Here is a 23,812-nt window from a genome sequence, read left to right on the forward strand (position 1 = left end):
GCCGACGCCTATGGCCGCTCCTAGACTAAGCCGGACGCAATAATGCGCGGCAGAGCTTTTGGTTCCACCTGAGGGTGTGAACGTACGATTCCATTCTGCCCCTGATTCTAAGCAGGCGAACATCAGTCGTGACCCGTTCCAGTGCCGCCGTACCTGCCGAACGATGGCTGTGCGCCTTCATGTCGGTCATGGAGTTACTAAGAGACGGATCTGGTTGCGGGCTGCTTAGGTCGGGCTGCGCTCGCAGCTCATTTCCGCGCGATCATCGGCCCGGCAGTCGCGACAAAGACCATCGCAACGGCGAGGGCGATCAAGGCAGTGCCGAGGCTCGAGTGCTGCGCGATAAAGCCGATAACCGCCGGACCGAGCAGGATGCCGGCATAACCAAGCGTGGTGATCGCGGCGATGGCGAGGCTCGCGGGCATACTGTTCTGGTTTCCCGCAGCGGTAAAGAACACAGGCACGATGTTCGAGGCGCCAAGCCCGACAAGCGCAAACCCAGCCAGGGCCACGATCTGGTTCGGTGCAACGACAGAAAGCAGGAAGCCTCCGGCCGCCAGAGCTCCGCTGACGATCAAAATCCGTGTTCCGCCGAGGCGCTTGACGATCCAGTCGCCACAAAGCCTGCCGGCGGTCATTGCGATGGCAAAGGCGGTGTAGCCAAGGCCCGCCTGCGCTGGATCGGCAGCATGGGCGGAGATCATGAACAGGGCGCTCCAGTCGAGAATCGCACCCTCACTCAGAAAAACGAGGAAGCAGAGCAGGCCTATGAACATTACGATGCCCTTGGGTACCACGAACAGCGGTGCGCCGTCGGACTCGTGATTGCCGTAGGGCAGGAGGCCCGAATAGGAGAAGAACAACAGCGCGATCAGCACCACGCTGGCGAGGAGCGTCGCGTCCAGCGGCGACAGGCCTGCGCCGAGGAGCAGGCTGACGCCGCCGGCACCGAGAATGCCGCCCAGGCTGAACAGACCATGGAAGCCGCTCATCATGCTGCGACGGCTATCCTTCTCGACCATAACCGCCTGGATGTTCATGGCGACGTCCACCGTCCCGACGCTGGCTCCGAACAATGCCAGAACGACAGCGAGTTCGAGCATCGAGTTTGCGAGGGCGAGGAAGGGAAGCACGAGTGCCAATGCGACCGATGCCACCGAGATGATGCGCCTACAGCCGAAGCGGCTCGTCAGGATACCAGTAATGGGCATAGCTATGATCGAGCCCAGCCCGAGGCATAGAAGCAGCAGGCCGAAAGTCCCATCCTCGACGCCCAGACGGGCCTTTGCAAATGGCACGAGAGGCGCCCAGGCGGCCATGGCCGTGCCGGCTACCAGGAATACTGCGCGGGTAGCAATCTGCTCGCGTCGGCCGGCGATCTCTCGGGTATTGCGGTGAGCGGATGTGACAGACGACAATTCGGTATCCTATCGGCAGGCGTATTTCGCGGGGAGGAGGGGCCGAGCTAGACTGTGAGCTCGATGGCTAAATCGCCCGGGCTACGCACCAAGGCTGCTCCATCCAATCGGGGTGGGGGCAGATCGGCTCGCATCCAAGCACATCCACATCGAACGACAGAGCTCTGCTTCATGTCGTCGGTCACGACGACGACACAGTCGAAGCCAGGCATGGAAAAAGGGATGTTCTCGCTCATGCATGCTCGTCAGCTGCGCAGATGTGTGAATGCACGCTGTCGCCTGTTTCGGTAGCACTGCATCGTAAAACGTGCAAGAATGTGCAAAACGAATCTTGGGTCGATTGCGAGCATGCTCACTGAAGAACGTCACGATCGTATTCGGACCAAACTTGCGGCTGATGGCCGTGTACTGGCTTCGGACCTAGCCGCCGAATTCGGCGTCTCCGAAGACACGGTGCGCCGCGACCTTCGCGAACTGGCGCGTGCTGGAGCGTGCCGACGGGTGTATGGCGGCGCACTGCCGCCGGCGCCTGATCTGGGGACCATGACGCAGCGGCAGGAGGTCATGGTCGAATGCAAGCTCAAGCTCGCCAGCGCTGTGGTGAAGCTCATCTCGCCCGGGCAGACTGTATTCGTGGATGCAGGATCGACGAACCTGGCTGTCGCCCAGTCGCTTCCGAAGGATCTTTCAGTGACCATCGTCACCAATGCACCGGCGGTGGCTTTGGCGCTGGCCGATCATCCCTTGTGCCGCACCATTCTGATTGGGGGGCAATTCGATCCAGCCAAGGGTGCCTGTCTCGGCAGCCAGACAGTTCGGGATATCGAGCGCATTCACGCTGACGTCCTCGTCCTTGGCACCTGCGGGATCGACACGCGGGTTGGTGCATCGGCCCTGGATGCGGAAGAGGCAGAAATCAAGCGGTGTATGGTCGAGCAGAGCCGGACTGTGATCGTCCCCGCGACAGCGGACAAGATCGGCACCGTGGCGCCGTTTGCGGTTACCGGAGTGGACCGGCTCGACCATCTGGTGATTACTCCGGACGTGGGTCTGGAGGCGGTCGATGCGTTTGCCGCGCTGGGCGTTCACGTTCACCGTACGCCATGATTGGTGACAAGGGTGAGTGAGGCGATCAAGTCAGCCTGCTCACGCAAACGAATTACCACCCTCCGCCCAGAACTGCGTCGAGTATCACTCCCGCATGGCCTCGCGGCGCGCGCCCGGCAGGCGTGAGGCCAGGATCTTGTCGATGCGGCGGCCATCGAGGTCGACCACCTCGAAGCGCCAGCCCTGCGCGTCGACGATCTCACCTGTCGCCGGCAGGTGGTGGAGAAGCGAGAGGAGATAGCCAGCCACCGTCTCGTAATCGCGACTTTCCGGCAGATTGATGCCGAGATGGTCGGCCATCTCGTCGGCCGGCATGTATCCGGCAAGCAATAGCGAGCCGTCCTCGCGCTGGACAAGCACCGGCTCGTCATCCTCCAGATCGGAGCGGAAGACGCCCGTGATCGCCTCCAGAATATCGGCCGGCGCGACGATACCTTCGAAATGCCCGTATTCGTCATGGACCAGCGCCATCGGCACGTCCGATTCCCTCAGCGTGGTCAGCACGTCGAGCGCATCGGCCTGGTCGTGAACGATTGGCGCCGTGCGTACATAAGGGCGCACGTCGAGCGGCTTGCCGGAAAGGGCGGCGGCCAGCACCTCGCGCGTTTGCACGACGCCCACCATGGCATCGACCGTGCCTTCGCCGGCGGGCAGGCGCGAATGCGGCGATTCCAGCAGCGTCTTTCGGATCGCCGCGGGGTCGGCCTCGAGATTTACCCAGTCGACATCGGTGCGCGGCGTCATCACGGCGCGAACCGCCCGGTCGCCGAGCCGCATGACGCCAGCGATCATGCGCCGCTCGTCGGATTCGATCGTGCCGTGATGCTCGGCTTCCGCAACCAGCATCTTGATCTCCTCGTCGGTCACACGTTCTTCCTTCTCTTCGCGCTGGCCGAGCAGCCAGAGCATCGCTCGTCCCGAAATGTCGAGGAACCAGACGAGCGGGCCGCCAATCCTGGCAAGCACAGCCATAAAGGGGGCGGCCCTGGCGGCGATGGCCTCGGGGTTGCGCAGAGCGATCTGCTTGGGCACCAGCTCGCCCACGATCAGCGAGAAATAGGTGATCACCGCCACGACGATGCCGACACCGGCAGCATCGGCAAACTGGGCGGGGACGCCGCTTGCGGCAAGCAGGCGGCTCAGGCGATCGCCGAGCGTCGCGCCGGAGAACGCGCCGGACAGCACACCGACCAGCGTGATGCCCATCTGCACCGTGGACAGGAAACGACCGGGGTCGGAGCTCAAATCGAGTGCGCGCCGCGCGCCGCGCACGTTACGGTCGATCATCGCCTTGAGGCGGGCAGGCCTTGAGGAAACGACGGCAAGCTCGGACATGGCGAGCAGGCCGTTGAGGACGATCAGAAGGACGACGATCCCGATTTCGATGTAGATCATGGCGCGGCTTTTAGCATCGCCGCAGAGGACCGGTGAATAGAGAATACCGAAACTTTTTCGCGCCGCAGCGAACCGCCAGCTATTGCCTGATCTAGTGGCAGGCGCGGCGGCCGTTGCGGCGGGTCATCAAGTCGAAATGGAAGTGATTGCGGTGGTCCCAGTTGTAGCCCGGGCCAAGTACGGTCGTGAAATACTGGCAGCCATCCGCCCGCACATTGTTGAGGAAGCCGCGGGTGCGGAAGGCGAAAAGCCCGGGCTTCTCCACGTCGATGTCGCGGCCGCTCGCAAGCTCGATGCGGCCGACGTCGATGGCGTTGCCTTGGGAATGGGCGGACATGGTGCGCGAGCCGTTGATGCGGCGGCAGGAGTAGCTGGAGAGCTGATGGATGGTCTTGACCCTGCTCCAATAGCGCATGCGCGCGGCCGGGTTGAGCTCGTTCTTCGTCCATTTCGCGAAGGTCAAAGCCATTTCGCAGTTCAGCGTCGCCGCTGGCTTCAGCTCGACATTGCCCGGAAGCACGCTCACCTTGATCGGGTCGTCAACAGAGCAGGACGCGCTGTCGTGGATCGGCGGCAGGTCGCGATAGACGACGCCCAGGCTCTTCAGCTCGCGCCGGCAGGCCACCTCGTCGGACGACTTGGGTGCCGGCGCCGACATCTGAGGCTGGTTCATGCGGGGATAGGCGGCAAGTACCGGCGCCGTCGATTGCTCCGGCTCCGATTCCTGGGGTTCGACAGGTTCGGACGTTTCGACCGACCGGCCCGTTTCCATGGGCTGACTTGTCTCGATCGCCCGGCTCATGTCTGGAGGCTGGACCATGGCGACCTGCCGGCTCATCTCCGCCGGCTGGCTCGCCATGACGGCCGGCGCCTCGACCGCCATCTCCCGTGCAGCCTCTTGCCTGATTTCGGCTTGCTGCAGATAGGGATCGTTGGGAACGAGGTTCTGCATGCCGCCGCCACTCGGCACCGCAGCCGTTTGCGAGCCGACATCGACGTCGGGCCGCAGCTCCAAGACATTGCTGGTGGAGCATGCGGCCATGCCGAGGGTTGCGGCGACAACCCCCGCGCCCAGCAGCGCCCCGCGCGAGATCGATGCGCGGCTGCCGGTGATGGCTGCCGCGATGCGGCTCGACAAAGTTGAGAACATGAACCCGTCCGTAGTCCTGCGGGAGGCAGGATAGCGGCCAAGCGTAAATGAAACTTCAGCACGGCCATTCATGCCTATGGCCGAATTGCGGCCGCTCGAGCATCGCGAAAAATGGCTACTGGCAGAAGGTCGAACCGTTGCGGCGCGGCTCGAGATCGAAGTGGAAGTGCAATGCGTGATCGGCGTCGCTGCCCGGGCCGAGCACGGTCTTGAACGGCCCGCATGCAGCTTTCCTGACTGCGTCGAGGAATTTCGCCTCAGGCTCTGCGGCGCCGGCCTTTACATCGACCTGCCTGCCGTCGGCGAGGCCAAAGCCGGCGATGTCGAGGGCATCGCCGTAGGCGTGCTCGGAGATCTTCGCTTCGTTGTGCCGCGGCCGGCACACATAGGCCGAAGCGTGATTGACCGACACCAGATCCGAGCCGAGGTCGGCCTTCGCCTCGGGCGCCGCGGTATCCTGCATGAAGCGGGCGGCGGCGAGCGCCATCGGGCAGTCAAGCTGCGCAGGCGGGGCGAGCTTGATCGCCTTGCCCAGGTTCTTCAGCGTCACCGGGTTCTGGATCGCGCAACCTGCGGGATCGGATATCGGCGTCTCCTTCGAGAACTCGACGCCGAGCTTCTGAAGTTCGTCGAGGCAGGCCTTCATCTCATCAGCCGAGACGGCCGGCCGCGGCGGGGCAGTTTTCGGAAGCGCGGCTTCGGGTTGGGGAACTGGACCGGCAGCGGGCGGCTGGGCGGGTTCGGGACGAGGCGTAGGGATAGGCGGCAGACCGGATTTCGGGGCGCCGACGGTGGGTGGCGTTTCCGGTGCCGGGGACGGGACAGGCGCGGCAGAGGGCAACCTAGGCGATCTGGCTGCGGATTCGCCGGACACTGCGACGACCGAAATGGCCAGTGCGGCGAAGACCCGGATCACGCGGATTGTCGAGGCTTCCGCCATTATCGCGGTGCGGTTGCAAATGTGATCATGTCGGCGATAAGTCGGAAAGCGCGCCTACAGTTGCCTGCGGCGCCCGATGACGCGATCACTTTGCGTTGCCGCAGCTTACGCGCCGATGGTTTCCGGCCTAATGCCTGTCGATCGACAGCCGGCCTGCCATTGGGGACATCTCAACCCTCCCAAATCTCCTGCCCTTCCTCACGCCTCCGGATTTCCTCCAGCCGAGCCCGAACCTCACGGGAATGTGAGTGGTTCGTAAAACTGGGGCGGCGTTCCATGCTGCGGGAAGAATGTTCCCATTCAGGCGTTAGTCTGACGAGGAAGCCATAGGAGAACCAATATGCAAACTCGATTTGCGGTCGCCTTAGCCGCCGCGCTCATCATTTCGCCGGTCCTCGTTTCGTCCGCCTTCCCGGCAGGTGGAGGGGGAGGAAGCACGACCCAGCAATGCCCCAAAGGACAGGTTCGGGACAGGAACGGCAAGTGTGTCGCGCCCAAGCAGGGCATGCTGGATGACGATACCCTCTATGAAAATGGCGCGGCCCTCGCCAAGGCGGGCCGTTACGACGAGGCGATCACGGTGCTGGGCTATATCCAGAACAAGGCCGATCCTCGCGTCCTCAATTATCTCGGTTATGCGCACCGCAAGTCCGGCCGCATCCAGGTCGGCCTCGGCTATTATGAAGAGGCGCTCAGGCTCAATCCGAATTTCGTGCTGACGCGCGAATATCTGGGCGAGGCCTATCTCACTCTCGGGGATCTGGCTTCCGCCAAGAACCAGCTGAACGAAATCGAGAAGCGCTGTGGCAAAGGTTGCGATGAATACACCGCTCTCGCCAGCCAGATCGCCCAGTTCAACAAGACCTGACCTCTCGCTGCAAGGAATTCGAAAACCGGCGGCGCCTTCGGGCGCCGCTTTTTTGATGCACAAAGCGCTCCGGCTCCGGAAGAATATCCGGGGGCCGGCGTTAGGCTGCACGAGGCCGAAGGAGGTACCAATGCATATGCGACTTGCATTCGCCTTGGCAGCGGCGCTGCTCGTGCTACCGATCCATTCCAGCCCAACTTTCTCCGCCGGCGGGGGAGGCGGCGGTGGCGGCGGGGGAGGCATGGGAGGAGGAGGGGGTGGCGGGGGCATGGGGGGAGGTGGCGGCTCCGCAGGTCACTCAAGCGGAGGTACGGGCGGTAGCTCCGGCAGAAGCGGAGGCACCTCTGCCACCATTTGTCGTTCCGGAAAGGTCTGGGACCAGCGGCACCATGCATGCGTCTATCCGCGGCAAGGCATGCTCGACGACGACAGCCTCTACGAGGCCGGCCGGGCGCTGGCGATGGCGGGCCGCTACGGCGAAGCAATCACGGTGCTTGGCTATGTCGCCAACAAGGAAGACCCGCGTGTCCTGAACTATCTCGGCTATTCGCATCGCAAGTCCGGCCGGATCCAGGTCGGCCTCGGCTATTACGAAGAAGCCCTGAGGATCAATCCGGACTACACATTGGCACGCGAATATCTCGGTGAGGCGTATCTGACGCTCGGCGACGTGGTTTCCGCCAAGAACCAGCTCGGCGAGATTGAGAAGCGCTGCGGGAAAGCCTGCCGGGAATACGGCCTGCTCGCCGACCAGATCGCCAACATCAAGATCTGATCGGTCGCCGATTGGTAACGGCTATGGGCGGCGCTTTTGCCGGCGCCGCCTTGATTCACAAGAGCGGCTGACGCCCGGATAAATCCGGGCTGCCGCGCTATCTGTTTGTTTTTGCCGCATTTGCGCAACGCCAAGTGATTCCACTTGCCTGCAAAATTCTCTAGCGGCGCAAGATGCGGATCACCGCTCCGTCTTCCTCATCGGTCAGCAGCCAGATCGAGCCGTCGCTCGCGATTTTCACGTCCCTGATCCGGCCGAATTCGCCTTCGAACATGCGATGTTCGCCGAGGATATTGCCCTTCTCGTCGCGATCCAGCCGTGAGACGAGCTGGTATTTCAAGGCCCCCACGAGAAGATCGCCGCGCCATTCCGGAAACATGTTGCCTTCATAGACTGCCAGCCCGGAAGGCGCGATCGAAGGATCCCAATAGAACAGCGGCTGCTCATAGCCTGGTGCGGCTGTGCCGATGCCGATCTTTGCGCCGGAATAGTCGGCCCCATAAGTGATGACCGGCCAACCATAGTTCTTGCCGGCCTCCGGCCTGTTGACCTCGTCGCCTCCGCGAGCGCCGTGCTCAACGGTGATGAGCCCTTTGGTCACCGGATCGTAGACTGCGCCCTGGGCGTTTCGGTGACCCTTCGACCAGATTTCCGGCAGCCATTTCGAGCCGTCGGGAGAAGGATTGTCGGCGGGGATCGAGCCGTCGGTGTTGACGCGGATCACCGCGCCGGCATCGTCCTTCATGTCCTGCGCGCGGTCGGCATCACCGGTGTCGCCGGTCGTTACCATCAGCTTGCCGTCCGGCATGACCACGACGCGTGATCCGAGATTGATCCTTCCGGAGGTCTTCTTGCCGACGCGGAAGATAACCTTCACGTCGTGAAGGCGCGCTGTGCCCCCTTCGCGCATCAGCCTGGCGCGGGCGAGCGCAATGCCTGCGCCCCCTCTGCCGGGCTCAAGGTAAGTGAAAAAGATCGTTCCGGACTGCGCGAAGTCCGGCGCAATCGTCACGTCGAGAAGGCCGCCTTGGGAGCGCGCCTGAACCTTCGGCACGCCCTCGATCGGATCGGAAAGGGCGCCTTGAGGAGAAATCAGCCTCATGCGACCTGGCCGCTCGGTCACGATCGCTCCCCCGTCGGGGAGGAATTCCAAGCCCCAGGGATGCTCCAGCCCGCCGACTATCGTCTCGGCCTGGACCGCTATGCCGTCGGCTTCGAGCCTTTTCGGGCCACTGGCTGCAAAACTCGCGAGGGACAAGGTTGTCAGAGGTAGGGCCACCGCCATGGCGGCGATCAGGGATTTCATGGCCAGCGCTCCTTCTCAGGCTCCCGAACTAGGCCCGCCCAGGCACTGAGCAAGCCTACAATGAACCCGCCGTGTTCAACAGCTGTCGGGTATCCGTCACGATACAGTGAGCACTGTTTTGCATGGGGCCGGCCGGGACGTCTCCGCCCTGCAGATTTTTTTTGACGTGAAAAATGCCGGGGACTTGCTATATATTGAGCCGGGTAGTGGTGAAGCGGTTCCGGCAGCCCAAGCTTCCGGACCGTTTTCTTTTTGTCTTTCGAGGAAGGAAATCGCCGCCTCCGGGCTCGTGAAAGGCGCTGGCAGGGCGGGAAAGGTCGAGGAAAAATGAATAAGGTCCCAATGACCGGCGAAGGTTTCAACAAGCTCAAGGAAGAGCTGCGTTGGCGCCAGCAGGAAGAGCGGCCGCGAATCATCGAGGCCATCTCGGAAGCGCGCTCGCACGGCGATCTTTCCGAGAATGCCGAGTATCATTCCGCCAAGGAAGCCCAGAGCCACAATGAGGGCCGCATCGCCGAGCTCGAGGACCTGATCGCGCGGGCCGAGGTGATCGACGTTTCCAAGCTGTCGGGCGAGAAGATCAAATTCGGCGCGACCGTTGTGCTGGTCGATGAAGACACCGAGGAAGAGCGCACTTACCAGATCGTCGGCGACCAGGAGGCGGACGTGAAGTCGGGCCGCATCTCGATCTCGTCTCCGATCGCTCGCGCCTTGATCGGCAAGGAGGTTGGCGAGGCGATCGAAGTGAACGCCCCCGGCGGCGCACGGGGTTATGAAATCGTCGAGGTCCGCTTCGGCTGAGAGCCGGGATGGCCGCGATAGTGACTGAAGCCGTTCCGGCAAGATCGATCGATACCGACGTCGAGGTCGTCGCGCCGAATTTCAAGCGACGGCTGTCCGGCGTCACCAGCACTATCGTCCAACTCATTCCGATCCAGGCGCGGTCGCTTGGCATCGCGACGCTGGGTCCCGGTCTGCCTCCCGCCCTGCCGTCGATCGGCTGGTGGCAGCTCGGCGGGCTGCTGAGGCGCCCGCGCGGACGCCCATTTCGCATCTGGCACGCGCGGCGCAATGTGGAGATGATTGCGGGCGTCCTGCTCCGCGATGTGCTGAGGGCGCCCCTGAAGCTCGTCTTCACCTCCGCCGCGCAGCGCAATCACAAGCCTTTCACCAAATGGCTGATCCGGCGCATGGATGCCGTGATTGCAACGAACCCCAGCTCGGGCGCTTTCCTCGAAGTGCCGCATACGGTGATCATGCATGGCGTCGATCTGGAGAAGTTTCATCCGAGACGCGGCCCGGAAGACGATTTTGCCGCTTCCGGCTTGCCCGGAAAGCGCGCCATCGGCTGTTTCGGCCGCATCCGCCACCAGAAGGGCACCGATCTTTTTGTCGAGGCGATGATTGCGCTGTTGCCGCAATTCCCGGAATGGACGGCGATCGTCACGGGTCGGGTGACCGTGGAGCATCAAGCCTTCGCGCGCGAGCTCGAGCGCCGCGTCGCCGAGGCGGGGCTCACCCAACGCATCTTCTTTCTCGGCGAGGTGCCTGACATCAAGCTCTGGTACCGGCGCATCTCGCTCTATGTCGCGCCGTCGCGCAACGAAGGCTTCGGGCTGACGCCGCTCGAAGCCATGGCATCGGGCTCGCCTGTTGTGGCAAGCGATGCCGGCGCCTATGCCGACCTGATCGTGGATGGCGAGACCGGACGCGTCGTCCCGGCCAACGACGGCAAGGCGCTCGAAGGGGCTATCCGAACCTATTTCGCGGATCCCGGGCTGCTCGAAGCGCACCGTGCGAATGCGCTCGCCGATGTGCGCAAGCGCTTTCCGCTGCAAAGAGAGGCAGAGGCGATCGAACGGGTATATGAAGGGCTGTGGGCCAAGGGCGAGCGGACTGGCTGATCGCGCCCGAGATCTTGGCCCGTTGCAGCCTGCCGCGGAACCGGGTGATAGTGGCGCGGTTCACGCTGAAGATCGGTTGCCGGCCATGTTCACCTTCTACTTCGCGCCAAACACCTGCTCGCTCGCTTCCCACATTGCGCTCAAGGATGCCGGGGCGGAGTACAAGCTGAAACTGCTTGATTTCAGCAAGGCGGAACAGCAGTCGCCCGATTACCTCAGGATCAACCCGAAGGGGCGAGTTCCCGCGATGGTTACGCCGCGCGGAATTCTTACGGAAACTCCTGCCATCCTCGGCTTCATCGCGCAGAGCTTTCCGGAGGCGCGGCTTGCGCCGCTCGACGATCCATTCGCCTTCGCCGCGCTGCAGTCGTTCAACAGCTATCTGTGCGCCACCGTCCACGTGGCACACGCGCACAAGCTGCGTGGCTCCCGTTGGGCCGACGAGGAATCCTCATTTGCGGACATGAGGGGCAAGGTGCCGAAGACAATGACGGCATGCTTCGAACTGATCGAAAACAGCATGCTTAGGGGGCCTTGGGTAATGGGCGACGCCTATACGATCGCGGACCCCTACCTGTTCACGATTGCGCAATGGCTGGAGGGGGACGGCGTCGACATTCAACGCCTGCCGCGCGTCATGGAGCATCGCTCGCGCATGGCTGAGCGTCCCAGCGTCGCCGGGGCAATTGCGGAACAGCGGGGTTAGAGCGGTCGCGGGCACGCCGTCTGTCTCTTTGTCGCCGCATCGGATTTGTCTGAAAACCCCTGCGCTGACGCGGTCCTTCGGGTTCGGTCCGACCCTCGATGGGTCAGGCGTGAATGACGACCAAGCCTTCGTCTTTGACCTGACGGATCGTCAGCGCGGTGCGCACCGTGTCTACATTCGGTGCGGAGGTCAGCTCCTCGATGACGAAATTCTGGAAGCTGGCAAGGTCCGGCGCCACGCAATGCAGCATGAAGTCCGATTCCCCGGATACCATCCAGGCGGCGCGTACGATCGGCCAGTTGCGCGTGCGGTCGGCAAAAGCTTTCAGCTCGGCTTCCGCCTGGTGGTTGAGGCCGATCAGGCAGAAAGCTACGACCCCCATGCCAAGCGCCGGGCTGTTCAGCATCGCCCGGTAGCCGCGAATGACCCCAGCCTCTTCCAGCCGCTTGACCCGGCGCAGGCAGGGCGGCGCCGAGATGCCGACGCGCCGCGACAGCTCGACATTGGTAATGCGCCCGTCATCCTGCAACTCGCGCAGGATCTTCCAATCGATCGCGTCGAGGTCGGCCTTGATCGCCATGCTTGAGAGGTCTCCTACGCCTTGCCGAACTCCTATCCGAACGGCGCGACAAGGTGAAGCGCAGGGCTCTCGGGCCTAGCCTGGAAGCACAGCTTTCAGGCGACGACTGAGCAATCACCTTGCAAGCGATATACCCAAACACCTAAATTCGGCCTCGAAAAAGATCGATTGGCCGTGCTATCGGGCCAGTCGGAGGCCCGAACATGACCGTCAAACACGCGCCAGTCCTCATTATTGGCTCCGGCCCAGCCGGCTACACGGCGGCGATCTATGCTGCTCGCGCCATGCTGAAGCCCATGCTGATCGCGGGGCTGCAACAGGGCGGGCAGCTGATGATTACGACCGATGTCGAGAACTATCCAGGCTTCGCCGATCCGATACAGGGGCCGTGGCTGATGGAGCAGATGGGCAAGCAGGCCGAGCATGTCGGCACGGAGATCGTCAGCGACATCATCACCGACGTCGATTTCGATCAGCGCCCGTTCCGGCTGAAAGGCGATTCGGGGACCGAATATTCGTGCGATGCCCTGATCATCGCCACGGGAGCACAGGCGAGGTGGCTGGGCATTCCCGGCGAGCAGCACTTCCAGGGCTTCGGCGTCTCGGCTTGCGCCACCTGCGACGGCTTCTTCTACCGCGGCAAGGACGTGGTGGTGGTCGGTGGCGGCAACACGGCGGTCGAAGAGGGGCTTTACCTGGCCAATATCGCCAGGAGCGTCACCGTGATCCATCGCCGCGACGAGTTCAGGGCCGAGCGGATCCTCCAGGAGCGGCTGTTCCGAAAGGAGAACGTGAAGGTCATCTGGGACACGGTGGTGGAGGAGATCAATGGCATTCCGGCCAAGCTGCCGACCCTGGCTTCGGTGACCGGCGTCACGTTGCGCAACGTTCGTAGCGGCGCGAAATCGCAGCTCGAGACCGACGGGGTGTTCGTGGCGATCGGGCATGCCCCAGCCGTCGAGCTGTTCGCAGGCAAGCTGAAGCAGAAGCCGAACGGCTATCTTTGGACCGCGCCGGATTCAACGAAGACGGATATCCCCGGTGTCTTTGCGGCAGGGGATGTCACCGATGATGTTTACCGTCAGGCAGTGACTGCTGCCGGGCTTGGGTGCATGGCCGCGCTCGAGGCCGAAAAATACCTGGCGGAAATGGAACTGCATCGGGAAGCGGCGGAATAGTCAACTCAGGCGAGGCGGCCACTGCCTGGCCGCCTACAACAACAAGCCGGAAGATCGAGGGGGCTTCATGGCACTCGACTGGGATAAGTTACGCGTGTTTCATGCCGCAGCCGAGGCAGGCTCCTTCACGCATGCGGCAGAGAAGCTGCGCCTGTCGCAATCGGCGATCTCGAGGCAGGTGAGCGCGCTCGAACAGGATGTCGGCGTGCCGCTGTTCAACCGCCATGCGCGCGGGTTGGTGCTGACAGAACAGGGCGAGCTTCTGTTTCGCACGGCCCATGACGTGCTGGTCAAGCTCGAAACGATCAGGACAAAGCTCACCGAAGCGAAGGACAGGCCGTCCGGGCAACTGCGTGTTACGACCACGGTCGGGCTCGGCGGCGGCTGGCTCACCGAACGCGTGGGTGAATTCCTCGAACTCTATCCTGAAATCCAGCTGCAGCTGATCCTCGCCAACGAGGAACTCGATCTTACAATGCGCAAGGCCGATTGCGCGATCAGACTGAGGCAGCCGCAACAGCCGGATCTCATTCAGCGGCGCCTCTTCACGATGCATTTCCACCTCTATGCCGCACCCAGCTACATCACCAAATACGGCAAGCCGGCGGCGATTGCCGAACTCAAGGACCATCGCATCGTGACCTTCGGCGAGCCGGTGCCGCCGCATTTGAGCGAGCTCAACTGGCTCGAAACGATCGGCGAGGTCGAAAGCGCACGCCGGATCGCGACGCTACAGATCAACGACATTCTTGCGATCAAGCGTGCGGTACAGCGCGGCGCCGGTATCGCCATGCTGCCCGACTATCTCGTGGAAAAGGATTCGGGCCTCGTGCAACTTCTGCCGGAATTGGAAGTGCCCTCCTACGACACGTATTTCGTGTATCCAGACGCGATGAAGAACCAGGCCAAGCTCAACGTCTTCCGCGATTGGGTAATTTCCAAAGCGCGTACCTGGTCGTTCTGAGCTGGTTCGGCAAAACGTCCCGCGGTTTTGCGTTAGAACCTGCGACAGCCAAGGGACCGGGATCGTGGGGGCACCGCGAAAGCGGGAGTAATCTCAGGTTTTGGTCGACGCCCGGTGTCAATTTCTGCGCTTCCCTGAGATGCGACCCGACAGAATTTTCTGCGATCTCCCTAAGCACAGCGTCATCCAATAGTTAGTCCAGGCCTTTTTGCATGGGAGCTTTGAAAAAAACTTGCTTGTTTTTTGGGCATGGTGAGCACATATAACAATCATCTCCTGAGCGCGTTCTCCTCCCATTAGCGCTCACGAGTGTTCCCCTCTGGAGGTTTAGCCTTAACCGGCACTTCCAATCAAACTTGGCCGGATCTTCTTGATCCGGCTTTTTTGTTTCCCGGAGCCAGGTTCGATCAATTGGGATCGCTGTGCCGCTCCACCGGTCCATCAGCGCATTGGATCTGTTCGAAAACCGTTTGCACGGTTTTCGGTGACGCGGTCCGTCGGTTCGGCCCGATGGGCCAAGCACCACACGATGTTGAGACAGTTGCCAAGCGAAGTCTTGCAACTGCCGCAGGCGAAACACGTAACGCGTCCCCGTGTAACGTCCGGTAACTTGAACTTCACGCGCAGGTTGTTTAGTGACCTGTGAAAGGACGTGGCGGGTACTGGCTGCGTCGGCAGATGGGGGCATCTGCTGGCGAGGAAGGTACAAGGCCGCGTCCGTTGCGTTTGGGGTGTCCGCGGATATCAGCTTCCGCGCTATACGGCGGGTCTACCGTTCGGTATCGTGGGCGCGGTCCGCAAAGAACGGCGTCCGTCCCCTCACGGGCGCCGTTTTTGCAACTGACTGTCAGGCTGCCTTTACCTTCGAATTCATCGCGTCGTCAGCCAGGCGCCCGGTGAGCTCGGCCATATGGTCGAACTGCGCGCGATAGCTCGCGACCCCGGCGGTCGCCGACCTGAGCTCGATGATCAGGTCCCCGATTTCGGATTGGGGCATCATCGCCTCGAGGACGTCCCAGCCGAGCCAGCCCGGTCGGGCGTCGAAGCCCAGTATCTGACCACGCCGTTGCGAAACGATCGCCGTCGCCTTCGCTGTGGCATCGGAAGGGGTGAAGATATCGACCTTCATGATCGGCTCGAGCAGGACCGGCGAGCAGGCGGCCAGTCCTTCCTTCATGGCGAGCTTCGCCGCCATCTGGAAAGCCATGTCGGACGAATCGACCGAGTGGTAGGAGCCGTCGGAAAGGTTCACCGCAACATCGACCACCGGGAAACCGAGCGGCCCGGACTTCATGAAGTCGCGCACGCCGGCCTCCACGGACGAGAAATATTGCCGGGGCACGACGCCGCCGCTGATCGTGTCGGTGAACTGGAAGCCGGTGCCACGAGGAAGCGGCTTGATGTCGAGGACGACATCGCCGAACTGGCCGTGGCCGCCCGATTGCTTCTTGTGCCGGCCGCGTTGCGATACCGGCTTGCGGATCGTCTCGCGATAGGGGACGGCGGGCGGGCGATGGTCGATCGGGATCTGGTAGCGACCTTCCAGCCGCTCGACGAGCACCCGCAGATGCATCTCGCCATGGCCGGAGAGCACCGTTTCGCTGGAATCCTGCTGGTGCTGGAGGAGCACCGAAGGATCCTCTTCCACCAGCCGCTGCAGGGCAGCCGACAGCTTCACCTCGTCCTTGCGCTCCTTCGGCCTCAACGCAATTGCGAAAACGGGATCAGGCGGTCTGAGCTCGACCAGCGCGGGGATGCCGCCCTTCGTGGAGCTCAAGGTGTCGCCGGTTTTGATGTCGTCGAGCTTGCCGAGTGCGACAGTGTCTCCTGCGCTGGCCGACGCCTGCTTCGTCGTATCCTTCCCGAGCATCCTGTAAATGCCGGAAACCTTACCGCTCTGCCCGCTGGAAGCCCACATCTCGATACCGTCGGCGACCGTGTCGGAAAGGACGCGGACGACCGAAAGCTTGCCGCCATGGGCCGTGTGTATGGTCTTCATGACCTGCGCCACGGCGCCGTTGCCGTCCTTGACGCCGAGCCGCGCCTTGGTCGCTTCCACGTCGGGAGCATCGTGGCGGATAGTCTTCAAAAGCCTGAGTACACCGTTCCCCTTCTCTGCCGTTCCGATCAGCACAGGCGTCACCGTGCCGGCGCGCAGGTCGGCCGCAAGGTCGTCGAAAATGGCGTCGCGCGGCGGCTCGATCTCGTCGAGAAGCTGTTCCATGAGCTGGTCGTCGTGGTCGGCCAGGGTCTCCAGCATCGAGAAACGTGCCTCGATCTCGCGCGCCTTCTCGTCATCCGGGATCTCGGCCACTTCGCTCTCGGCATATTCGCGGTAGATGTAAGCGCGCTCCAGCGCCAGATCGATCGAGCCGACGACGACGCCGTCCTTGCGCAAGGCGATCTGGCGCAAAAGCAACGGCGCGATGCTTGTCGGCTGCAGAAGCTTCAGCGTCTCGCGCACGCCGAAGCTCGTCTTGTCGAGCTTGTTGAGAAAAAGGACGCGCGGGATGCCATGGTCGTCCAGCTTGCGCAAGATGAGCTGCAGTGCCGGCAGCTTCTTCTCGTCGGCCTCGGCGACCACGACGGCCATGTCGCATGCGGCAAGCACCGGGTCGGACTCGAAGGAGAATTCGACAGAGCCGGGGCAATCGACGAAGGTCATCGTTTCGCCCATGAACTCGGTTGTCGCGAAAGTGGCTTCCACGCTCATCGCATGGGCGCGGGCCTCAGGCGAATTGTCGCCTACCGTATTGCCTGATGTGACGGGACTCTGGCGCGGAATCGCGCCCGTTCGTGCGAGAATTGCCTCGAGAAGTGTCGTCTTTCCGCTTGCGTAGGGACCGACAATGGCAATGCATTTCGGTCCCGTGCGTCTGCCTCCGGCGCGGTTTCCCATGATGCTGGCCTCCTCCAAAGCTGTTGCTCTTGGCGGCGGCCGGCCTCATGCGGCCGTCGCGCGCCGGGGGATGGCTTCCCGGCTAATGAGCATCGTCACACGGGACGGCGCGGAGGGCAAGGGTTGATTGGCGAATAGGGAATAGCGAGTAGCGAGTAGCGAATAGCGGTGCGTCCCTATTCGCTATTCCCTACTCGCTACTCGCTGATTTCAGCTCAGCGAGGCAGTGAACCGCTGGATGCGCGTGCAGGCCTCTTCGAGCAGTGCCTCCGAGGTGGCATAGGAGATGCGGAAGTTCGGCCCAAGCCCGAATGCCGAGCCGTGCACGACCGCCACGCCTTCCTGCTCCAGGAGCTCGCTGACGAAGGTTTCGTCACTGTCGATCACCTTGCCCGACTGTGCCTTTTTGCCGATGAGGGCGGCGCAGGACGGGAAGACATAGAACGCGCCTTCCGGCGAGGGACAGGAAATGCCGCGCGCCTGGTTGAGCATCGATACGACGAGATCGCGCCGGCCCTGGAAGACCACTCTACTTTTCGCCACGAAGTCCTGAGGGCCGTTCAGCGCTTCGACGGCCGCCCACTGCGCGACGGTCGTCGCGCCGGAGGTCTGCTGGCCCTGGATCATGTCCATCGCCTTGATGAGCTCGATCGGACCGGCCGCATAGCCGATGCGCCAGCCAGTCATGGCGTAGGCCTTCGACACGCCGTTCATGGTGAGCGTGCGATTGTAGAGCGCGGGCTCCACCTCTGCGATCGTGCGGAACACGAAGTCGCCATAGGTCAGGTGCTCATACATGTCGTCCGTGAGCACCCAGACATGGTGATGCTTCATCAACACGTCCGCGAGCGCCCTCAGCTCGGCTCCGGTATAGGCCGCGCCCGAGGGGTTGGAAGGCGAGTTCATCACGAGCCATTTCGTCTTTGGCGTGATCGCCTTCGCCAGCGCTTCAGGCGTGAGCTTGAAGCCATTGTCGATCGAAGTGTCGGCGTAGACCGCGGTGCCGCCGCACAGTGCCACCATTTCGGGATAGCTCACCCAGTAGGGCCGGGGGATGACGACCTCGTCGCCGGGGTTCAGCGTCGCCATGAAGGCGTTGAACAGGATCTGCTTGCCGCCGGTGCCGACGATGGTCTGCTCGGGCCTGTAATCGAGGTTGTTCTCGCGCTTGAACTTGCTCGCGACCGCTTCGCGCAGCGGCGCGATGCCGGAGACCGGCGGATATTTGGTCTCGCCACGGCGGATTGCGGCAATCGCCGCCTCTTTGATGTTGTCGGGCGTGTCGAAATCCGGCTCGCCGGCGCCGAGCCCGATCACGTCGCGGCCTTTCGCTTTGAGCTCGCGCGCTTTCTGAGTGACTGCAATGGTTGCAGAAGGCTTCACGCGGGCGAGGGCGTCGGCAAGAAAGGCCATGATCATCGTTCTCCGAAAAAAGCCCGACGCGTCGGGCTGTGCTGAGCACGACTTCGCGCGGGCGCGCCTTTTTGTCGAAAGATGACAGGAATCGCAAGCTTGGAAATGTCACAGCGACAGGCTGATCCCTCTATTAACGAGCGATAAAATCTTGCGTGCAATGGTACGCGATCCGAGAACCGACCAGTGAGCAAGGCGTGTCGCGCAGCATCGGGCTTGCCCATATAGTCCGCCAGGACGACGGCACATCCATGGGGTCCTGGGGCGCCTTCACGTTGAAGAGTGCCTTCCAGCCGATCTTCGTCTTCGTCCGCGGCAAGGTTCGCATCATCGCATTCGAAGGGCTGATCAGGCCGTTTCGCGGCAGTGAAACCCTGTCACCGGGCGCATTCTTCGCCTTGCTCCCTCCTGTCGACCGGCTGCACGTCGAGACGCTTTCGCGCACGCTGCACTTGCTCAACGCCGGGGCCTTCCTCGATCCCGATACCTCCATCTTCGTCAATTTCGACCCGTCGCTCTTCGTGGAGCGCTCGGTGGTCGAGGCTGCACTGCGCGACATGCGGCTTGTCCTGCATGAAGCCGGCATCGACCCGCGCCGCGTCGTCTGCGAAGTGACGGAGCAGAAATCCGGCTCGGCCGCGGCACTCGACGCTTTCGTCCATGCGCTCAGGATGCATGGCTTCCGCATCGCCGTCGACGACTACGGCGCGCATGATTCCGATGCTGAACGGGTGCGTGCGCTGAAGCCCGATATCGTCAAGTTCGATGCGCAGTGGATCACGCGGCTGATGGAATCGGGGCCGGGTTTTGCATTGTTGCAGGCTATGGTCTCGACTTTCGCCGAACAGGGTATCGAGACGGTATTCGAGGGTATCGAGGAGAGCTGGCAGCTGGAGCTCGCCGAACGCTCGGGGGCGGCGATGGTTCAGGGTTATGCTCTGGCGCGGCCGGAACTCGCGCCAACCAGCTTCGCGCAGTTCCGGGAGCGGCAGGGTGGCGATATGGCCGCAATCGGGTCCGCTCAAGAACCAAGAGCAGGGGAGGGGACGCGCAAGCCGCGCGTCCGGATCTTCGGGCGACGGGCGGCAAGATCGTGAGCGAATCTTCCGAAACTAGGAGCGAGGTCGGCACCTTTGTCGACGAGATCGGCATCGAGATCGGTATTTACGGCGATTGGCGTCTGAAGGCGACGTTCCGACCGATCTTCGCGCGAAATGGCAGCGGCTTCCGACCGGTTGCGGTAGAGGGCGGGGTGCGGCCATTCGTCTTCGGCCAGGAAGTGGACGAGAGGATGTTCCGCAGCGTCGTGCCGTCGCAGGACCGCCCGATCGTCACAGCGCTGGTCGCTGCGCTCTGCCTGCGCAACCTTGAGCAGACGGGCGTAGCGGGACTGAAACTCCTGCTCGATGCCGAATTCGCCGGAGCCGTATCTCCTGCAAAGGCGCGCGCGGCAGTGCGCGTGCTGGCAGCCGAAACTGGCCGCAACCAGCTCGAACCGGACGATGTGATCGTCCGGCTCTCTCAGCTCGCCGCAGACGGCGAAGCAGCCAATGCGGCATTCGCCAGCCTGCGTGCCAGGGGGATCGGGCTAGCGCTCGTGGAGAAGGGCAGCGGCCTTGCCTTGAATCCTGCCAGAGATGGCGCGGCAGCCGATCCACTTCCCGACCTTGTCACGATCGATGGCGACTGGTTCCGCATGGTGGCAGGGCAGGCCTCGACCGCCCAGCTGTTCGGTGCGCTTGTTCAAGGCTACCGGTCGTGCGGCGCACTCGTCCTCGTGGAGGGAGTGGCGACGGCGGGAGAACTCCGCGTCGCGCTCGATTCCGGCGCGGATTGGCTGTCGGGGCCACTGCTCGCACCTGCCGCGCTCGCCGGGGCCATTTTCCCCGAGGACGCACTGCAGATCGAAACGCTTCTCGACCAGGGGCGCGTGATACCGCTGTTTCGCTGATCGGCAGTGGTTCAGTGAGCATCACGGCTGTTGATCGACCTACCAAAACTTCTCACTGGATCGGGCCGCGGCGCTTGGCCTAATGACGGATGAGCGCAAGGGAGCGACAGATGATCTCGCTTTACGGAATGCATGACAGCGGCAACTGCTACAAACCGCGGCTTCTGCTCGCCAAGCTGGACAGACCGTTCCGGCATGTCGAGACATCGACGGGGCCCGGTGGCGACACGCGGTCCGCGGCCTTCCTCGCCAAGAACCCCAACGGTCGGGTACCTCTTCTCGAAATCGAGGATGGAAGGCTGATTGCTGAATCCAACGCCATCCTGCTTCATCTCGCCGAGGGAACACGCTTCCTGCCGGCCGACCCCTATGAGCGGGCGCTCGCCTATCAATGGCTGTTTTTCGAGCAGTACAGCCATGAGCCCTATATCGCGGTCCGCCGCGCGCTCTTCGTCTACCCGCATCGTGCAGCCGAAGCGACGCCTGAGAAGCTTGCCGCAACGCTTGCCGGCGGCGAGAAGGCGCTCGGCGTCATGGAGGACCAGCTCAAGAAGACGCCGTTCTTCGCGGGGGATGCGATGAGCGTCGCCGACATCGCGCTCTATGCCTACACGCATGACGCGGGTAGGGGCGGTTTCGAGCTCGGGGCGTACCCCAGCGTGAAGGCGTGGCTTGCGCGGGTCGAGGCAGATCCCGGCCACGTGCCGATTACCTGGCTGCCGGATTGAATGCCGACCCGGTGTCGCGCATTCGCCTTGCAGTTCCGAAGCGGTCTGCAAGTCATTTGACGCAGCCCTTTGTCGCCCATGGCCATTTGCATCGGGCAAAGATCCTGACCGTTGGCGCTGCCCCTCACCTGCCTGCCGGCATCCTCTCCCCGTGAACGGGGAGAGGGACGACTGCCGCTTTGATTTCGCCAATATCCGGCGTTGCAGAATTAGAGCCTTCGATGCGGCCGGCGTCCTTCTCCCCGTTTACGGGGAGAAGTGCCCGGCAGGGCGATGAGGGGCAGCGCCGCGCTGAAAATCAATCCATTTCGGTATCAGCCGCAGTAAGGGGGTGCCAGCCTCGCTGGGCGCACCCCCCGGAAAATCAAAAGGCGGGGAATGACCCCGCCTTCCGCTTGCATGGCAGGCGAAGCGCGCTCTTTGCGCGGCCGCCAGTACATCCGTGACTTGCCGCGCGCTCCCGAGCGTTGATTGCCCGGAGGCGCGCCTCTCTGCAGATCAGCCTGCCTTGCTGAGGCTGCCGGCCGCCGACTTACCGGTGCGGCGGTCCTGCTCGACCTCGAAATTGATCTTCTGGCCTTCGACCAGGGTGTTCATGCCGGCGCGCTCGACTGCCGAGATGTGGACGAAAACGTCCGCTCCGCCATTGTCCGGCTGAATGAAGCCGAAGCCCTTGGTGGCGTTGAACCACTTGACGGTTCCAGTTGCCATTTGTGTATTCCTTCACGTTTGCTTGGTTCTTAAGCTATCCCCGAAAGGATTGCCGGTGGTATCGAGATTTTGGGGATAGACGTCAGCAAACGCGAATAATCGCGGGCGTTCATATCGATCGGCCGAAAATATCAACGCCGCACATATAGACGGACCGCTGAGCACATACAACCCGGCACGGATAAATTTCCTATCTCGGTGTCAGCGAAACCCCGTTCAGCTCGGCGACGAAATCCGCCAGCATCGGCACGTAACGCTCGCCTTGCCCGGCGCCGACCGCGAGCGCAAAGGAGTTGCGGACAGCCGCGCTGACCGGATTTGCCGTCCCGCTCGCATTGGCAAAGGCTGCGAGATAGCTGAGATCCTTCAAGGCGTTGCGGATCGCGAAGCGATGGGCGTTCTCGTCGCGTCCCACGACCCATTGGGAAAACGTCTGGTAGAACGGGCAATCCATGCGGCCGCCGCGGATCACGGCATCGAAGACCTGAGGCGTGAGCCCAGCCTTGGCGCCGAGCGCCAACGCTTCCGAATAGATCGCCGCATAGCCGAGCGAGACGAAGTTGTTGAGAAGCTTCATGGTGTGGCCGCTGCCGGTCGGGCCGGTATGGATCACGCGCCCGGCGAAACAGTCGATCACCGGCCGGGCGCGTGCGACATCTGCATCGCCGCCGCCGACCATCACGTCGAGCGTGCCTGCTTCCGCGTCTTTCGGCGTGCGAGAGAGCGGCGCATCGATGAGCGTGATGCCTTTCTCGCGCAACTGTCCGGCGAACTGGATCGTCGAGGACGGATCGGAGGTCGAGCAGTCGATGATGAAAAGCGGCTTTCCGGCCGAGGCGAGCCCGTCCGGCCCGGCCACGACCGCCTCGACCTCCGGACTGCCGGTGACGCAGAGCACGACGATGTCGCATGCTTCGGCAAGCGCCCGCGCACTCGCGGCCTCGACCGCGCCGCGCGAAACGAGGCTTTCGACCGGAGCGCGGTTGCGGTGCCCGAGCACCGACAAGGGAAAGCCCTTCTCGACAATGTTCTTTGCCATGCCGTGGCCCATCAGGCCGAGACCGACAAAGCCGATCCGTTCCTTGCTCATGCTGCTCTCCCTTTCGCTCGCGGCCGACGATAGGGCGTTTGCGCCGCGTCGTCACCCGCCTGTGTCGCGATCGAGGAAGATCCAAAGCGCAATTCGCGCCGACAGTGCAGTTGCCCTGGAACATCCCTCATCTGAAGATCCGACAAGGATGATGTTCGGACGCTTTGTGGCCAATAACCGGTATTGTTCTGCTGCGCTGAAGGTGTGGCGACCAGGCGAGCCACATCATTCCCCACGTTCGCCTCACCGTATTCTTGGGTGCCTTGCCGCCACGGGCAAGTGTATTCGTTTCGGATCTCTCCGAGATGCGTCGTGCATCCGGTTCAACAACAGGGCATTACGATGCGAATATTGCTTGCCTGCCTGGCACTGCTCACCGCGGCTGCGCCGGCGGGAGCGATCTCGCGATACAACGCCTGGACGATCAGCTGCGCCGACGCGAAGGATCTGATCCGCGCCGAAGGTGCAATCATCCTGCGGTTCCGCTCGATTTTGAACCCGTCCCTCCCGCGCTTTGGCCGCTTCGTCTACCATGACGGCTTCTGCACGCCGAGCGAATATGCGGACTATAGCTATATTCCGACGGCCGATGCCAAGTCGTGCCCTGTGCGGGAATGCAGGGATATCGATCACGAGGACGAGTTCAGGTTGCTGAAGCGGTTCCGCTGAGGATCGGATTTCCCGAACACCGCAGCGCGCTTTTGATGGCACGGCCCTTCGGTTTCGGTC

General features: G+C 62.7%; 21 protein-coding genes and 1 pseudogene. 12 read left to right on the forward strand and 10 right to left on the reverse strand.

The window, feature by feature from the left end; all coding sequences use genetic code 11:
- Positions 1–248: 248 nt before the first annotated feature.
- Positions 249–1,418, reverse strand: a complete 1,170-nt coding sequence (locus SAZ10_RS11435) for an MFS transporter (protein ID WP_318609332.1) — start codon at positions 1,416–1,418, stop codon at positions 249–251.
- Positions 1,419–1,766: 348 nt separating this feature from the next.
- Here SAZ10_RS11435 and SAZ10_RS11440 point away from each other — a divergent pair, with 348 nt between their 5' ends.
- Complete coding sequence (locus SAZ10_RS11440; RefSeq protein WP_318609333.1) at positions 1,767–2,525, forward strand: DeoR/GlpR family DNA-binding transcription regulator; 759 nt, start codon at positions 1,767–1,769, stop codon at positions 2,523–2,525.
- Between the two features lie 84 nt (positions 2,526–2,609).
- On the opposite strand, the gene SAZ10_RS11445 is transcribed toward SAZ10_RS11440, so the two are convergent.
- From SAZ10_RS11445 to SAZ10_RS11455, 3 genes are all read right to left on the reverse strand, one after another.
- Positions 2,610–3,920 (reverse strand): hemolysin family protein, encoded by a 1,311-nt coding sequence (locus SAZ10_RS11445; RefSeq protein WP_318609334.1) that lies wholly within the window; start codon positions 3,918–3,920, stop codon positions 2,610–2,612.
- A gap of 91 nt (positions 3,921–4,011) precedes the next feature.
- The gene (locus SAZ10_RS11450; protein WP_412535200.1) at positions 4,012–5,070 is read right to left on the reverse strand and encodes an extensin family protein; all 1,059 of its coding nucleotides are present in this window, start codon (positions 5,068–5,070) and stop codon (positions 4,012–4,014) included.
- A gap of 115 nt (positions 5,071–5,185) precedes the next feature.
- Positions 5,186–5,716 (reverse strand): extensin family protein, encoded by a 531-nt coding sequence (locus tag SAZ10_RS11455; RefSeq protein WP_318609335.1) that lies wholly within the window; start codon positions 5,714–5,716, stop codon positions 5,186–5,188.
- 634 nt (positions 5,717–6,350) lie between these two features.
- Here SAZ10_RS11455 and SAZ10_RS11460 point away from each other — a divergent pair.
- Positions 6,351–6,878, forward strand: a complete 528-nt coding sequence (locus SAZ10_RS11460; RefSeq protein WP_318609336.1) for a tetratricopeptide repeat protein — start codon at positions 6,351–6,353, stop codon at positions 6,876–6,878.
- A gap of 130 nt (positions 6,879–7,008) precedes the next feature.
- The gene (locus SAZ10_RS11465; protein WP_318609337.1) at positions 7,009–7,653 is read left to right on the forward strand and encodes a tetratricopeptide repeat protein; all 645 of its coding nucleotides are present in this window, start codon (positions 7,009–7,011) and stop codon (positions 7,651–7,653) included.
- 160 nt (positions 7,654–7,813) lie between these two features.
- Here SAZ10_RS11465 and SAZ10_RS11470 read toward each other — a convergent pair whose 3' ends face one another.
- Positions 7,814–8,959, reverse strand: a complete 1,146-nt coding sequence (locus SAZ10_RS11470) for a PQQ-dependent sugar dehydrogenase (protein WP_318609338.1) — start codon at positions 8,957–8,959, stop codon at positions 7,814–7,816.
- Positions 8,960–9,286: 327 nt separating this feature from the next.
- On the opposite strand from SAZ10_RS11470, the gene greA reads away from it, so the two are divergent.
- From greA to SAZ10_RS11485, 3 genes are all read left to right on the forward strand, one after another.
- Positions 9,287–9,760: a transcription elongation factor GreA gene (gene greA, locus SAZ10_RS11475; RefSeq protein WP_318609339.1), complete on the forward strand. Its 474-nt coding sequence runs from the start codon at positions 9,287–9,289 to the stop codon at positions 9,758–9,760.
- An 8-nt stretch (positions 9,761–9,768) separates the two neighbouring features.
- Complete coding sequence (locus tag SAZ10_RS11480; protein WP_318609340.1) at positions 9,769–10,863, forward strand: glycosyltransferase family 4 protein; 1,095 nt, start codon at positions 9,769–9,771, stop codon at positions 10,861–10,863.
- Positions 10,864–10,948: 85 nt separating this feature from the next.
- Positions 10,949–11,569 (forward strand): glutathione S-transferase family protein, encoded by a 621-nt coding sequence (locus SAZ10_RS11485; RefSeq protein ID WP_318609341.1) that lies wholly within the window; start codon positions 10,949–10,951, stop codon positions 11,567–11,569.
- Between the two features lie 103 nt (positions 11,570–11,672).
- Here the strand turns inward: SAZ10_RS11485 and SAZ10_RS11490 are convergent, their stop codons facing one another.
- Entirely contained in the window at positions 11,673–12,149 is a 477-nt protein-coding gene (locus SAZ10_RS11490; RefSeq protein ID WP_318609342.1) for an Lrp/AsnC family transcriptional regulator, read from the reverse strand.
- 203 nt (positions 12,150–12,352) lie between these two features.
- Between SAZ10_RS11490 and trxB the strand changes: the two genes are divergently transcribed.
- Positions 12,353–13,327 carry a thioredoxin-disulfide reductase gene (gene trxB, locus SAZ10_RS11495; RefSeq protein ID WP_318609343.1) on the forward strand — a complete coding sequence of 325 codons (975 nt, stop codon included), beginning with the start codon at positions 12,353–12,355 and terminating at the stop codon, positions 13,325–13,327.
- A 67-nt stretch (positions 13,328–13,394) separates the two neighbouring features.
- On the forward strand, positions 13,395–14,291 hold the full coding sequence (locus SAZ10_RS11500) for a LysR family transcriptional regulator (RefSeq protein WP_318609344.1): 897 nt from the start codon (positions 13,395–13,397) through the stop codon (positions 14,289–14,291).
- Between the two features lie 847 nt (positions 14,292–15,138).
- Here SAZ10_RS11500 and SAZ10_RS11505 read toward each other — a convergent pair.
- Together SAZ10_RS11505 and SAZ10_RS11510 are read right to left on the reverse strand one after the other, a co-directional pair.
- Positions 15,139–17,190 carry an elongation factor G gene (locus SAZ10_RS11505; RefSeq protein ID WP_318609345.1) on the reverse strand — a complete coding sequence of 684 codons (2,052 nt, stop codon included), beginning with the start codon at positions 17,188–17,190 and terminating at the stop codon, positions 15,139–15,141.
- A gap of 210 nt (positions 17,191–17,400) precedes the next feature.
- Entirely contained in the window at positions 17,401–18,603 is a 1,203-nt protein-coding gene (locus tag SAZ10_RS11510; RefSeq protein WP_318609346.1) for a pyridoxal phosphate-dependent aminotransferase, read from the reverse strand.
- 197 nt (positions 18,604–18,800) lie between these two features.
- On the opposite strand from SAZ10_RS11510, the gene SAZ10_RS11515 reads away from it, so the two are divergent.
- From SAZ10_RS11515 to SAZ10_RS11525, 3 genes are all read left to right on the forward strand, one after another.
- Positions 18,801–19,700 (forward strand): EAL domain-containing protein, encoded by a 900-nt coding sequence (locus SAZ10_RS11515; protein ID WP_318609347.1) that lies wholly within the window; start codon positions 18,801–18,803, stop codon positions 19,698–19,700.
- Positions 19,697–20,554 carry an EAL domain-containing protein gene (locus SAZ10_RS11520; protein WP_318609348.1) on the forward strand — a complete coding sequence of 286 codons (858 nt, stop codon included), beginning with the start codon at positions 19,697–19,699 and terminating at the stop codon, positions 20,552–20,554. Before SAZ10_RS11515 ends, SAZ10_RS11520 begins: the two co-directional genes overlap by 4 nt.
- Before the next feature lie 110 nt (positions 20,555–20,664).
- Complete coding sequence (locus SAZ10_RS11525) at positions 20,665–21,282, forward strand: glutathione S-transferase family protein (protein WP_318609349.1); 618 nt, start codon at positions 20,665–20,667, stop codon at positions 21,280–21,282.
- A 498-nt stretch (positions 21,283–21,780) separates the two neighbouring features.
- Here SAZ10_RS11525 and SAZ10_RS11530 read toward each other — a convergent pair whose 3' ends face one another.
- Entirely contained in the window at positions 21,781–21,993 is a 213-nt protein-coding gene (locus SAZ10_RS11530) for a cold-shock protein (RefSeq protein WP_318609350.1), read from the reverse strand.
- A gap of 190 nt (positions 21,994–22,183) precedes the next feature.
- Positions 22,184–23,089, reverse strand: a pseudogene (locus SAZ10_RS11535) (NAD(P)-dependent oxidoreductase); the annotation flags it as partial.
- 336 nt (positions 23,090–23,425) lie between these two features.
- Between SAZ10_RS11535 and SAZ10_RS11540 the strand changes: the two are divergent.
- Positions 23,426–23,752 (forward strand): hypothetical protein, encoded by a 327-nt coding sequence (locus SAZ10_RS11540; protein ID WP_318609352.1) that lies wholly within the window; start codon positions 23,426–23,428, stop codon positions 23,750–23,752.
- The last annotated feature ends 60 nt before the right edge of the window (positions 23,753–23,812 follow it).

Source organism: Mesorhizobium sp. BAC0120, assembly GCF_033542235.1.
Lineage (GTDB): Bacteria > Pseudomonadota > Alphaproteobacteria > Rhizobiales > Rhizobiaceae > JAWRCU01.

Bases quoted from the DNA above. Each gene is read 5' to 3' on its own strand.
- SAZ10_RS11530 (WP_318609350.1), bottom strand. From the start codon at position 21,993: ATGGCAACTGGAACCGTCAAGTGGTTCAACGCCACCAAGGGCTTCGGC.
- SAZ10_RS11485 (WP_318609341.1), top strand. From the start codon at position 10,949: ATGTTCACCTTCTACTTCGCGCCAAACACCTGCTCGCTCGCTTCCCAC.
- SAZ10_RS11465 (WP_318609337.1), top strand. From the start codon at position 7,009: ATGCATATGCGACTTGCATTCGCCTTGGCAGCGGCGCTGCTCGTGCTA.
- trxB (WP_318609343.1), top strand. From the start codon at position 12,353: ATGACCGTCAAACACGCGCCAGTCCTCATTATTGGCTCCGGCCCAGCC.
- SAZ10_RS11450 (WP_412535200.1), bottom strand. From the start codon at position 5,070: ATGTTCTCAACTTTGTCGAGCCGCATCGCGGCAGCCATCACCGGCAGC.
- SAZ10_RS11470 (WP_318609338.1), bottom strand. From the start codon at position 8,959: ATGAAATCCCTGATCGCCGCCATGGCGGTGGCCCTACCTCTGACAACC.
- SAZ10_RS11440 (WP_318609333.1), top strand. From the start codon at position 1,767: ATGCTCACTGAAGAACGTCACGATCGTATTCGGACCAAACTTGCGGCT.
- SAZ10_RS11540 (WP_318609352.1), top strand. From the start codon at position 23,426: ATGCGAATATTGCTTGCCTGCCTGGCACTGCTCACCGCGGCTGCGCCG.
- SAZ10_RS11445 (WP_318609334.1), bottom strand. From the start codon at position 3,920: ATGATCTACATCGAAATCGGGATCGTCGTCCTTCTGATCGTCCTCAAC.
- SAZ10_RS11455 (WP_318609335.1), bottom strand. From the start codon at position 5,716: ATGAAGGCCTGCCTCGACGAACTTCAGAAGCTCGGCGTCGAGTTCTCG.
- SAZ10_RS11480 (WP_318609340.1), top strand. From the start codon at position 9,769: ATGGCCGCGATAGTGACTGAAGCCGTTCCGGCAAGATCGATCGATACC.
- SAZ10_RS11460 (WP_318609336.1), top strand. From the start codon at position 6,351: ATGCAAACTCGATTTGCGGTCGCCTTAGCCGCCGCGCTCATCATTTCG.
- SAZ10_RS11510 (WP_318609346.1), bottom strand. From the start codon at position 18,603: ATGGCCTTTCTTGCCGACGCCCTCGCCCGCGTGAAGCCTTCTGCAACC.
- SAZ10_RS11490 (WP_318609342.1), bottom strand. From the start codon at position 12,149: ATGGCGATCAAGGCCGACCTCGACGCGATCGATTGGAAGATCCTGCGC.
- greA (WP_318609339.1), top strand. From the start codon at position 9,287: ATGAATAAGGTCCCAATGACCGGCGAAGGTTTCAACAAGCTCAAGGAA.
- SAZ10_RS11500 (WP_318609344.1), top strand. From the start codon at position 13,395: ATGGCACTCGACTGGGATAAGTTACGCGTGTTTCATGCCGCAGCCGAG.
- SAZ10_RS11525 (WP_318609349.1), top strand. From the start codon at position 20,665: ATGATCTCGCTTTACGGAATGCATGACAGCGGCAACTGCTACAAACCG.
- SAZ10_RS11505 (WP_318609345.1), bottom strand. From the start codon at position 17,190: ATGGGAAACCGCGCCGGAGGCAGACGCACGGGACCGAAATGCATTGCC.